This window comes from Intestinimonas sp., from assembly GCF_026169115.1.
Classification (GTDB): domain Bacteria; phylum Bacillota; class Clostridia; order Oscillospirales; family Oscillospiraceae; genus Intestinimonas.
In genome coordinates, this window is the sequence record NZ_JAPFEA010000069.1 from 1 (window position 1) to 9,698 (window position 9,698).

A 9,698-nucleotide genomic window follows, 5' to 3' on the forward strand; every position below is an offset into this window, starting at 1 on the left:
AGCCGCGCCCCACAAAACAGGGATATGGCCCATTTGAGCACCCTGTCGTTCTGAGGCGGAGCCGAAGAATCCGGTGGCTCCCTCTTTGAGGGAGCTGTCGCCGCAGGCGACTGAGGGAGTGGCAGGGTACAGATCACGCTGCGCGGGCCGATGGGGACATCGGCCCCTACGCCAACGCTGCGGCGTTTTGTAGGGGCGGCTACCAGCCGCCCGTCCAGAGTGGTACCGCGCTGGTCTGCGGGCGGCCACAGGCCGCCCCTACGGCGGGATGGTTTGGCGCGCCGAGGTCGTCGCGCCCCCCATGCGTCATCCTGAGCGTCAGCGAAGGACCCGTTTCCCCGGTCTCTTTGTGTGACGTCAGGGGGTGTGGGCTGCGGATTCTTCGGCCTGCGGCCTCAGAATGACGGGACGCGGGGAAGTGACCCGGTGCCGCAGGGAGCCTTACAGCAGCTTTTTGAGCTCGTAGACCAGATTGAGGGCCTCGATGGGGGTGAGGGTGTCCAGGTCGGTCCGGCGCAGCCGGTCAGCCGCCTGACTGGCCCCCATGTCCAGGAAGGACATCTGGTCGTCGGCGGGGGCCTGAACGGGGGCGGGGGCGGGCGCTCCCTCCCGCTCCAGCTGGTCCAGGATCTCCCGGGACCGGCGGATGACCCGGTCGGGCACCCCGGCCAGGGAGGCCACCTCGATGCCGTAGCTCTGGTCGGCGGGGCCGGGGACGATCTTGCGCAGGAAGATGACGTCGTCCTTCCGCTTTTTGGCGTGGACGTTGAAGTTCTTCACCCCGGGGATCTCCCCCTCCAGGCAGGTGAGCTCGTGGTAGTGGGTGGCAAAGAGGGTTTTGCACCCCAGGCGGCGCTTGTCGGCGCAGTGTTCCAGCACCGCCCGGGCGATGGCCATGCCGTCGTAGGTGGAGGTGCCCCGGCCAATCTCGTCCAGAATGAGGAGACTCTTGGCGGTGGCGTTCTTCAAAAGCTCGGCCACCTCGGTCATCTCCACCATAAAGGTGGACTGCCCGGCGGAGAGGTCGTCGCTGGCGCCGATGCGGGTAAAGACCCGGTCCACCACGCCGATGCGGGCGCTTTTGGCGGGGACGAAGGAGCCCATCTGGGCCATGAGGACGGTGAGGGCGGTCTGGCGCATGTAGGTGGACTTGCCCGCCATGTTGGGCCCCGTGATGATGGCCACCAGGTGGTCCTTTCCGTCCAGGTGGACGTCGTTGGGGACGAAGAGGGCGTCCTTCAGGACCTTTTCCACCACCGGGTGGCGGCCCTCCACGATGTCCAGGTGGTCGGAGAGGTCCACCTCCGGCTTGCAGTAGCGGTTCTCGGCGGCCACTGTGGCGAAGGAGAGGAGGACGTCGGCCTGGGCCACGGCGGCGGCGGTGCGCTGTACGGCGTCCACCTGGGCGGCGGCGGCCTCCCGGAGCTGGCAGAAGAGCTCGTATTCCAGGGCGGTGCGCCTGTCCTGGGCGGAGAGGATGGTGTGCTCCATCTCCTTGAGCTCCTGGGTGATGAAACGCTCGCAGTTGACCAGGGTCTGCTTGCGGATATAGTCCTCGGGGACCTGGTCGTAGTAGGACTTGGAGACCTCGATGTAGTAGCCGAAGACCTTGTTGTAGCCCACCTTCAGGCTCTTGATGCCGGTGCGCTCCTTCTCCCTGGCCTCCACCTGGGCCACCATGTCCTTGCCGTTGGTCTGGATGTCCCGGAGCCGGTCCACGTCGGCGTTCCAGCCCGGGCGGATGAAGCCGCCCTCCCGGACGGAGAAGGGGGGCTCCTCCACCAGGGCCCGGTCCAGGGTGTCCCGGAGGGCAGGCAGGTCGTCCATGGCCTCCCGCAGGACGGTGAGGAGGGACGAGGAGAAGGGGGAGAGCAGGTCCCGGAGCCGGGGGAGCTTCCCCAGGCCGGCGGAGAGGGCGGCCAGGTCCCGGGCCCCGGCGGTGCCGTAGACGATGCGCCCGATGAGCCGCTCCAGGTCGGTAACCTCCCGGAGACAGGCAGAGAGCTCCTGGCGGGCGACGGCGTCCCCCACCAGCTCCTCCACAGCGTCCAGCCGCTTGTTGATCTGGGCCGGGGAGAGAAGGGGCCGCTCCATCCAGGACCGGATGAGCCGCCCTCCCATGGCGGTGCGGGTCTTGTCCAGCACCCAGAGGAGGGAGCCCTTCTTCTCCTTGCCCCGCAGGGTCTCGGTGAGCTCCAGGTTCCGCCGGGCGGTAAGGTCCAGCTCCATGAACTCCCCGCCGGTGCAGTAGCGGAAGGCGGTGAGGTGGGCGAGGTCGGTCTTCTGGGTCTCATAGAGGTAGGTGAGCAGGCCCCCGCAGGCCCGGACGGCGTACTCCCCCTCCGGGGGCAGGCCGTCCAGCCCGGAGCGGAACTGGTTCCGGCAGAGGTCCCAGGCCCGGTCAGGGGCGAAGTCGGCCTCGTTCCCCCGCTCGCACCGGCACTCCAGCCGGACCTTCAAAAAGTCCCGCAGGCTCCGGCAGTCCCAGGCGGCGGCGTCCAGAACGGCCTCCCGGGGGGAGAAGCGGCCCAACTCGTTGGATAGGTGCTCCTCCCAGCCCGCCCCGGCAAAGGCGGCGGCGGAGACCTCGCCGGTGGAGATGTCGCAGAAGCAGACTCCCGCCCCCTCTCCCTCCAGGCAGACGGCGGCGATGAAGTTGTTGCGCCCCTCCTCCAGCATGGAGGACTCCATCAGGGTGCCGGGGGTGACGATGCGGATGATGTCCCGCTCCACCAGGCCCTTGGCGGCGGCGGGGTCCTCCATCTGCTCGCAGATGGCCACCTTGTAGCCCTTGGCGATAAGCCGGGAGAGGTAGGCCTCCACCGAGTGGTAGGGCACGCCGCACATGGGAGTGCGCTCCTCCGGGGGCTTGTTCCGGTCCCGGGTGGTGAGGGTGAGGTCCAGCTCCTGGGACACCAGCTTGGCGTCCTCGTTGAACATCTCGTAGAAATCCCCCAGCCGGAACATGAGGATGCAGTCCGGGTGCTCCGCCTTCATCTGGAGGTATTGCTTCATCATGGGTGTGGTCTCGGCGGGCATGGGGATTCCTCCTCTGAAAAGTAAGGTAAAGATTATGGAGACGGTCTGTGCCGCTGTCTGGAGAACCATCTCTCTTGTTGTGGGGCGCGCCGACCCGGCGCGCCTGATAAAACCTTCCCCCTTCCAGGGGGAAGGTGGATGGCCGAAGGCCAGACGGATGAGGGTGGGTATGTGGACGGTATAGGCTGTTTTTTCGATCCAACGTCCCCTCATCCGCCCCTGCGGGGCACCTTCCCCCCTCAGGGGGGAAGGTTTTTGAGCACTACCCTTTGACCTCCTCATCTTCCAGGGAGGAAGATCATTGCCAGACCACGGTCAGGCCAGCTCGCCGAAGAGGGCCCAGGTGGAGGTGTCGGTGATCCTGAGGTCCACGAACTGCCCCAGCAGGGCCTCGTCCCCGGAGAAGTGGACCAGCCGCCCGCCGGCGGTGCGGGCGTTGAGGTTGTGCCGGGGGTCGTCGCTGAGGACGTCCACCAGACAGCGCAGGGTCTTCCCCACATAGGCCGCCTGCTTTTCGGCGGAGATGGCGTTCTGGAGGTCCACCAGGCGCTGGAAGTTGGCCGCCTTCTCCTCCTTGGAGAGGGGGTCGGGCATCTCAGCCGCCGGGGTCCCCTTCCGGGGGGAGTAGATGAAGGTGAAGAGGGCGTCGAAGCGCACCTCCTCCAGGACCTTCAGGGTGTCCTCAAACTCCTCGGTGGTCTCCCCGGGGAAGCCCACGATGACGTCGCTGGTGAGGACGATGTCCGGGATGAGGGCCCGGAGGGCGCGGACCTTGTCCAGGTACGCGGCGATGGTGTGGCGGCGGTTCATGACCTGGAGGACCCGGTCGTTGCCGGCCTGGAAGGGCAGGTGGAGGGCGGGGGCCACCTTCTCACACCGGGCCATGGTCTCAAAAAGCCGCTCGGTGGCGTCCTTGGGGTGGCTGGTCATGAAGCGGATGAGGAAGTCCCCGGGCACGGCGTTCACCTGCTCCAGGAGCCAGGCGAAGTCCACCCCCTCCCGGCCCAGGTCCCTGCCGTAGGAGTTGACGTTCTGGCCCAGAAGGGTGATGTCCTTATAGCCCTCGCCGGCCAGCTGCCGCACTTCGGAGAGGATGTCCTCCGGCTGCCGGGACCGCTCCCGGCCCCGGACGTAGGGGACGATGCAGTAGGAGCAGAAGTTGTTGCAGCCGTACATGATGGACACCCAGGCTTTCACCTTCCCCTCCCGGCGGACAGGGATGCCCTCGGCGATGGAGCCCGGCTCGTCGGGGGTGTCGAAGATGCGGCCCCGCCGGGTGTGGATGCGCCAGAGGAGCTCCGGGAACCGCCAGAGGGCGTGGGTCCCGAAGACCAGATCCACGTGGCGGAAGGACTGCTTGATGCGCGCGGAGACGTGGGACTCCTGGGCCATGCAGCCGCAGACACAGATGATCTGCCCCGGGTGGTCCCGCTTGGCGTGGACCAGGGCGCCCAGGTTGCCAAAGACACGCTGCTCGGCGTGCTCCCGGATGGCGCAGGTGTTGAGGATGATGACGTCGGCGGCGGTCTCGTCAGCGGTGAAGTCGTAGCCCATCTCGCTGAGGTAGCCCCGCAGCCGCTCCGAGTCGGCCTCGTTCTGTTGGCAGCCGTAGGTGTCCACATAGGCCAGGGGCCGGGTGGGCAGGGCGGCGTTCATGGCGCGGATCTGGGCGCAGAAGTCCTTCTGCCGGGCGATCTCCTCCGGGGAGATCCGGGTGGTGTTCTGGTTCAAGGCGCTTCCTCCATTGGCTTGTGGTTTTCCCTTCATTTTATCAGCTTTTCCCCGGAAATACAAGCGCGCCGCCGGAGTTTTCCCCCTGGAAAGGGGGCCGTTTTCGTTGACGCTTCCGCCGGGGGCTGATATAATGGGAGCACCGCAAAAAAGAAAGGCGGGGACGCCGTGAAAGCACTGGTGATCGAGAAGGAGGCCGTCCGCCGGAACGCGGCGGCCATCAAGGAACGGGCGGCCGGCGCCGCCATCTACGCCGTCCTCACCGGGGACGGGGGCGGCGCCGGGCTGGTGGAGCTGGCCCGGCTGCTGCGCTCGGAGGGCATCGGCCGCTTCGCGGTGTCCGAGCCGGAGGAGGCCGCGCAGCTCCGAAAGGCCGGCTTTGTGGACGAGGAGATCCTCATGCTCCGCTCCACCACCGACCGGGAGGAGCTGGAACGGCTCATCGACCTCAATGTGGTGTGTACCATCGGCTCCCACGACACGGGGGTGGCCCTCAACGGCCTGGCCGAGGCCCGCTCCACCGTGGTGGAGGCCCACATCCAGGTGGACACCGGCATGGGCTACGGCGGCTTCCTGGCCGCCGAGCCGGAAAAGGTCCTCTCCATGTACCGCTATCTCCCCAACGTGGCCCTCTCAGGCATCTACACCCAGCTCCACGCCGCCGGACGGGAGGAGCGGGAGACGGCGGAGCAGCTCTCCCTGTTCCAGGGGGTGGTGGAGGCTGTCCACGCCGCCGGCTTTGAGACGGGCACCGTCCATGCCGCCGGCTCCAGCGCCCTCATGACCTGCGAGAGCGCCCGGCTGGACGCGGTGCGGGTGGGCTCGGCCTTCCTGGGCCGCTGCCGCCGCAGCCGGGGGGACGGGCTGACCGCCGTGGGCTACGGCGAGGCCGCCATCGAGGAGATCCGCTGGCTCCCCAAGGGGCACGCCGTGGGCGGCGGCCCTCTGGTGCGGCTGAAACGGCCCACCCGGGTGGCGGTGGTGCCGGTGGGCTACCAGAATGGCCTGGGGGTGGAGCGCCCCCGGGAGACCGGCCTGACGGCCTTTCTGCGCGCCTGGTGGCAGAGCCGTCGGCAGTACCTGCGCGTCGGCGGGCAGAGGGCCCGGGTCATTGGCCGGGCCGGCGCCATCGAGACGCTGGTGGACGTGACCGACCTCAAGTGCGCGCCGGGGGACCTGGCGGTCTTCCCGGTGGACCCGCTGTATGCCAGGGGGCTCCAGCGGGTATACCGATAAGTCAGAAGGAGTTTTATGCCATGCGAGCAGTCGTGACAAGAGTGACCTCGGCCTCCGTGACCATCAATGGTAAGGTGAACGGCGCCATTGGCCGGGGCTTCCTGGTGCTGCTGGGGGTGGGGCCAGACGACACCCCCGCCCAGGCCGCCAGGCTGGCCGACAAGGTGGTGGGCCTGCGGGTCTTCGAGGACGAGAACGAGAAGATGAACCTGAACCTCTCCGCCGTGGGGGGCGAGCTGTTGGTGGTGAGCCAGTTCACCCTCTACGCCGACGCCAGGTCCCGCCGGCCCAGCTTTGCCGGGGCGGCCAAGCCGGACCTGGCCATCCCCCTCTATGAGGAGTTCCTGCGCCAGTGTGCCGCATTGGGCTTCCCGCCCCAGCACGGGGAGTTCGGCGCCGATATGGCGGTGGCCTCGGTCAACGACGGCCCCGTCACCATTTTGCTGGATACCGACCATCTGTGAGGTGTTTGCCATGTTCGTCAAGACCATGCCGGTGGGCCCCATCGGCACCAACTGCTATGTGCTGGCCGACGAGACCGAGAAGGTCTGCGCCGTCGTCGACCCCGGCGGGGACGCCGACGCCATCCTGAGCATGCTCAGGGAGGACGGCCTGACCCCTGTCTCCATCCTCCTCACCCACGCCCACTACGACCACACCGGCGGCGTGTCCGGGCTGGAGGCGGCCTTCCCCAACACCCCGGTCTATGTCCACCAGGCGGACGTGGAGGGGGTCGACCCCTCCCTGTTCCCGCCCCTCCCCAAAGAGCAGCTCCGCTTCTACGGCGAGGGGGACCGGGTGAGCGTGGGCGGCATCCCCGTGGAGGTCCTCCACACCCCCGGCCACACCAAGGGCTCGGTGGTGCTCAAAACCGGGGACATCCTCTTCACCGGGGATACCCTCTTCCGGGGCTCCTGCGGCCGCACCGACTTCCCCGGCGGCAGCTATGAGGAGATCATGGCCTCCCTGGCCCGCCTGGCCGCCCTGCCCGGGGACTACCGGGTCTGCCCCGGCCACGAGGGGCTCTCCACCCTGGAGACCGAGCGGCGGCAGAACTACTACATGCGGGCGGCGACGGAATGAGACTGTATTTCCATGGGCCGGAGGGGGCGGACCTCCGGCAGCTGGGCTTCGGCTGGGCGGAGGGGCGCTGGCACTACCCCGTGGAGCAGATGATGCTCACCCTCTTCCCCGGCCAGAAGCCGGAGTACCCCGCCGCCCCGCCCGACCTGACGGGGGAGGGCCCCGCGGCTGATCTCACCCTGGAGCGGGCGGGGGACCGGGTCGTCTTCACCGCCCGGATCCTCTGGGAGGGGCGGAGGGCGGAGGGCCGGACCGACCTGCCCGCCGCCGGGCTGGAGGCCCCGCCGGACCGGGCCTACCGCCCCCTGAGCCGGGGGCTCAAGCTGTCCTTTTACCAGGCGGGGACGGCCCTTCTGGGCCGGGAGCCGGCCTGGGGGGCCCTCACCGGGGTGCGCCCGGTGAAGCTGCCCACCCGGATCCTGGCGGCGGGGGGCACCCTGGAGGCGGCACGGGCCGAGCTGGAGGAGGACTACCGGGTCTCCCCCGCCCGGGCCGGGCTGGCCCTGGACTGCGCCCAGGCCACCCTGGCCGTCCGGGAGCGCCTGGGCCCGGAGGAGGTCTCCCTCTATGTGGGGGTCCCCTTCTGCCCCACCCGGTGTGCCTACTGCTCCTTCGTCTCCGCCGACGTGGGCAGGACCCTGGGCCTGCTGGAGCCCTACACCCAGGCCCTGTGCCGGGAGGTGGCCGCCGCCGGGGCGGGGCTCCGCCGGGCCGGGCGGAAGGTGCGCTCGGTCTACTTCGGCGGCGGTACCCCCACCACCCTGTCGGCTGACCAGCTCCACCGGGTCATGTCCGCCCTGGAGGACCATGTGGACCTCTCGGGCTGCACCGAGTACACCGTGGAGGCGGGGCGGCCCGACACCATCACGGCGGAGAAGCTGTCCGTCCTGCGCGCCCACGGCTGCGACCGGGTCTCGGTGAACCCCCAGTCCATGTCGCCGGATGTCCTCCGGGCCATTGGCCGGGCCCACACCCCGGAGGACATCCTCCGGGCCTGGGATCTGGTGGCCCAGGCCGGCTTCCCGGTGCGGAACATGGACCTCATCGCCGGGCTCCCCGCCGACAGCGAGGCCGGCTTCCGGGACTCCCTGGACCGGGTCCTCGCCCTGGGGGCGGAGAATGTCACCGTCCACACCCTGGCCCTCAAGAAGGGCTCCCGCCTCATGCTGGAGGGGAGCGGGCTCCCCGACGGCGAGGCCGTGGCCGCCATGCTGGACTACGCCTGGCAGACCCTGCGCAGGGCGGGGTACGTCCCCTACTACCTCTACCGCCAGAAGTACATGTCCGGCGGCTTTGAGAACGTGGGCTGGTGCCGGCCGGGGACGGAGAGCATCTACAACATCTGCATGATGGAGGAGCTCCACAGCATCCTGTCCCTGGGCTCCGGCGGCGTGACCAAGCTCATCTCCCCCGGCGGCGGCATCACCCGCCTGAGCAACCCCAAGTACCCCAAGGAGTATATCGAGCACATCGACGGCATCGCCGCCCAGAAGGAATGTCTGGACTGGCCCGCCGGCTAGCCCGGCCCTTTCCCATCATTCATCCTCCCCCATCGGGGAACACCATACGAGAAAGAAGGAAAACACACCATGTCAGAATGCAGCCATGATTGTTCCTCCTGCGGCGAGAGCTGCGGGGAGCGCACCGCCCCCATGGACCTGAGAGCCCCCCTCAACGAGCTCTCCAGCGTGGGCAAGGTCATCGCCGTGGTGAGCGGCAAGGGCGGCGTGGGCAAGTCCACCGTCACCTGCTCCCTGGCCGCCGCCATGGCCCAGCTGGGCAAAAAGGTGGCCGTGCTGGACGCCGACATCACCGGCCCCAGTGTCCCCACCGCCTTCGGCATCCATGAGCACGCCGTGGGCAGCGAGCTGGGCATCTACCCCGCTGTCAGCCAGGGGGGCGTGGAGCTCATGAGCCTCAACCTCCTCACCGAGCACGAGACCGACCCCGTCATCTGGCGGGGACCCGTCATCGCCGGCACCGTCAAACAGTTCTGGACCGACGTGATCTGGGGCGACGTGGACTATATGTTTGTGGACATGCCCCCCGGCACCGGCGACGTGCCCCTCACCGTGTTCCAGTCCCTGCCCGTGGACGGGGTCATCGTGGTCACCTCCCCCCAGGACCTGGTGAGCATGATCGTCACCAAGGCGGTGAAGATGGCCGAGATGATGAACATTCCCATCCTGGGCATCGTGGAAAATTACAGCTACTTCCAGTGTCCTGACTGCGGCAAGCATCACGCCATCTTCGGCGAGAGCCGCGTCCAGGAGGTGGCCGACGGCCTGGGACTCAAGGTCCTGGCCCAGCTGCCCATCGACCCGGCCCTGGCCGCCGCCTGCGACAACGGCGGCGTGGATGCCTTCCAGCCCAATCCCCTGGAGCCCCTGGCCAGGGAGCTGGCCGCCGGAAAGGTGTAAAAAGCAAAAAAATCCCGTGGACGGCTTGTGAACTGAACCAGTAAAAACGGACAGTGACAAAATACCCCCTGATGTAGGAAAATAGACTACATCAGGGGGTATCGTTATGAGGAAACGAAATTACACACAGGTTCAGGGACTGCTGCCGGAAATCAAAGTCATGCTGTCAGAGGGGAAAACGCAGCGGGA

At 68.0% G+C, this 9,698-nt stretch carries 7 protein-coding genes; 5 read left to right on the forward strand and 2 right to left on the reverse strand.

What is annotated here, in order from left to right:
* Positions 1 to 441: 441 nt before the first annotated feature.
* Together mutS and miaB are read right to left on the reverse strand one after the other, a co-directional pair.
* Complete coding sequence (mutS, locus tag Q0Y09_RS06640; RefSeq protein ID WP_297719452.1) at positions 442 to 3,039, reverse strand: DNA mismatch repair protein MutS; 2,598 nt, start codon at positions 3,037 to 3,039, stop codon at positions 442 to 444.
* 315 nt (positions 3,040 to 3,354) lie between these two features.
* Positions 3,355 to 4,770, reverse strand: a complete 1,416-nt coding sequence (gene miaB / locus Q0Y09_RS06645) for a tRNA (N6-isopentenyl adenosine(37)-C2)-methylthiotransferase MiaB (RefSeq protein ID WP_367184365.1) — start codon at positions 4,768 to 4,770, stop codon at positions 3,355 to 3,357.
* A gap of 168 nt (positions 4,771 to 4,938) precedes the next feature.
* Here miaB and Q0Y09_RS06650 point away from each other — a divergent pair, with 168 nt between their 5' ends.
* The 5 genes from Q0Y09_RS06650 to Q0Y09_RS06670 all read left to right on the forward strand — a co-directional run bounded on the left by Q0Y09_RS06650 (position 4,939) and on the right by Q0Y09_RS06670 (position 9,509).
* Positions 4,939 to 6,006 (forward strand): alanine racemase, encoded by a 1,068-nt coding sequence (locus Q0Y09_RS06650; protein WP_297719458.1) that lies wholly within the window; start codon positions 4,939 to 4,941, stop codon positions 6,004 to 6,006.
* A 20-nt stretch (positions 6,007 to 6,026) separates the two neighbouring features.
* Positions 6,027 to 6,470 carry a D-aminoacyl-tRNA deacylase gene (dtd, locus tag Q0Y09_RS06655; protein WP_297719461.1) on the forward strand — a complete coding sequence of 148 codons (444 nt, stop codon included), beginning with the start codon at positions 6,027 to 6,029 and terminating at the stop codon, positions 6,468 to 6,470.
* Positions 6,471 to 6,480: 10 nt separating this feature from the next.
* Complete coding sequence (locus Q0Y09_RS06660) at positions 6,481 to 7,089, forward strand: MBL fold metallo-hydrolase (protein ID WP_297719463.1); 609 nt, start codon at positions 6,481 to 6,483, stop codon at positions 7,087 to 7,089.
* Positions 7,086 to 8,609, forward strand: a complete 1,524-nt coding sequence (hemZ, locus tag Q0Y09_RS06665) for a coproporphyrinogen dehydrogenase HemZ (RefSeq protein WP_297719466.1) — start codon at positions 7,086 to 7,088, stop codon at positions 8,607 to 8,609. The genes Q0Y09_RS06660 and hemZ overlap by 4 nt, the downstream gene beginning before the upstream one ends.
* A gap of 69 nt (positions 8,610 to 8,678) precedes the next feature.
* Positions 8,679 to 9,509: an Mrp/NBP35 family ATP-binding protein gene (locus tag Q0Y09_RS06670; protein ID WP_297719469.1), complete on the forward strand. Its 831-nt coding sequence runs from the start codon at positions 8,679 to 8,681 to the stop codon at positions 9,507 to 9,509.
* Positions 9,510 to 9,698 lie beyond the last annotated feature (189 nt).